We start from the raw sequence: 2,131 nt of genomic DNA, 5'->3' as shown, positions 1-2,131 counted from the left end.
GTGGTTTGTTGTTTGTCAACTCAATAGTGTGCCTAGTTTGTTGATACCGAAAAGTATTTGTATTTTTTGGTTGATGGCCTGATGCTCCGGGTGTTTTTCCCGTTTCCTGGGGTGTTGGGTGTCAGCTAGGATCCCGCGACCGTGTGCTGGTTTCTTTGTGGAACTGGTGGGTTGTGGTTTCTGTCATGTTTTTTGACGGAGAGTTTGATCCTGGCTCAGGACGAACGCTGGCGGCGTGCTTAACACATGCAAGTCGAACGCTGAAGCTTGGGTGCTTGCATCTGGGTGGATGAGTGGCGAACGGGTGAGTAATACGTGAGTAACCTGCCCTTGACTCTGGGATAAGCCTGGGAAACTGGGTCTAATACTGGATACTACATTCTCTCGCATGGGGGTGTGTGGAAAGGGTTTTACTGGTTTTGGATGGGCTCACGGCCTATCAGCTTGTTGGTGGGGTAATGGCCTACCAAGGCGACGACGGGTAGCCGGCCTGAGAGGGTGACCGGCCACACTGGGACTGAGACACGGCCCAGACTCCTACGGGAGGCAGCAGTGGGGAATATTGCACAATGGGCGAAAGCCTGATGCAGCGACGCCGCGTGAGGGATGACGGCCTTCGGGTTGTAAACCTCTTTCAGCACGGAAGAAGCGAAAGTGACGGTACGTGCAGAAGAAGCGCCGGCTAACTACGTGCCAGCAGCCGCGGTAATACGTAGGGCGCAAGCGTTGTCCGGAATTATTGGGCGTAAAGAGCTCGTAGGCGGTTTGTCGCGTCTGCTGTGAAAGCCCGGGGCTTAACCCCGTGGTGTGCAGTGGGTACGGGCAGACTAGAGTGCAGTAGGGGAGACTGGAATTCCTGGTGTAGCGGTGAAATGCGCAGATATCAGGAGGAACACCGATGGCGAAGGCAGGTCTCTGGGCTGTTACTGACGCTGAGGAGCGAAAGCATGGGGAGCGAACAGGATTAGATACCCTGGTAGTCCATGCCGTAAACGTTGGGCACTAGGTGTGGGGGACATTCCACGTTTTCCGCGCCGTAGCTAACGCATTAAGTGCCCCGCCTGGGGAGTACGGCCGCAAGGCTAAAACTCAAAGGAATTGACGGGGGCCCGCACAAGCGGCGGAGCATGCGGATTAATTCGATGCAACGCGAAGAACCTTACCAAGGCTTGACATACACCAGACCGGCCCAGAGATGGGTTTTCCTCTTTGAGGTTGGTGTACAGGTGGTGCATGGTTGTCGTCAGCTCGTGTCGTGAGATGTTGGGTTAAGTCCCGCAACGAGCGCAACCCTCGTTCTATGTTGCCAGCACGTGATGGTGGGGACTCATAGGAGACTGCCGGGGTCAACTCGGAGGAAGGTGGGGATGACGTCAAATCATCATGCCCCTTATGTCTTGGGCTTCACGCATGCTACAATGGCCGGTACAATGGGTTGCGATACCGTGAGGTGGAGCTAATCCCAAAAAGCTGGTCTCAGTTCGGATCGTGGTCTGCAACTCGACCACGTGAAGTCGGAGTCGCTAGTAATCGCAGATCAGCAACGCTGCGGTGAATACGTTCCCGGGCCTTGTACACACCGCCCGTCAAGTCACGAAAGTTGGTAACACCCGAAGCCGGTGGCCTAACCCTTGTGGGGGGAGCCGTCGAAGGTGGGACTGGCGATTGGGACTAAGTCGTAACAAGGTAGCCGTACCGGAAGGTGCGGCTGGATCACCTCCTTTCTAAGGAGCAGGCCCAGCAACCGTGTGGTTGCAGCCAATCACCAAGGGTGGTTGGTCAATGGTGGCCGCCATACACCCAGCAAGTGTGCTGTGGTGGTGGTTTGCTCATGGGTGGAATATCAACAGGCGTACATACGAACCCCGCACACGGGAACCCCACAACAACAATGTTGTGGGTGGTGTGTGGTGGTGGTTGTGGTGGCACATTGTTGGGTTGTCGATCAACAAGCCCAATGCTCAGATGAATCTGTTGGTCGATCCGTGAGGATCGGACGGTGGTGGTGTGGGTGTTGGTTGTTGGTTCTTCCCGGAACACTACTGAAGCCAGCGGTTGCTGGTGGGGTGGTGTTGGTGGGTTGTTGTTTGTCAACTACATAGTGGACGCGAGCATCTTTGAACGCCGCGCG

General features: G+C 55.6%; 1 rRNA gene. It reads left to right on the top strand.

Annotation, left to right across the window (positions count from 1 at the left end):
* Positions 1-192: 192 nt before the first annotated feature.
* Positions 193-1,724: ribosomal RNA gene (locus RF638_RS15810) — 16S ribosomal RNA — on the top strand.
* The last annotated feature ends 407 nt before the right edge of the window (positions 1,725-2,131 follow it).

This window comes from Kocuria sp. CPCC 205235 (assembly GCF_040980905.1).
GTDB lineage: Bacteria > Actinomycetota > Actinomycetes > Actinomycetales > Micrococcaceae > Kocuria > Kocuria carniphila.
Note: the sequence above shows the minus strand (reverse complement) of the source record. Positions and strands in the feature narration are given on the sequence as shown.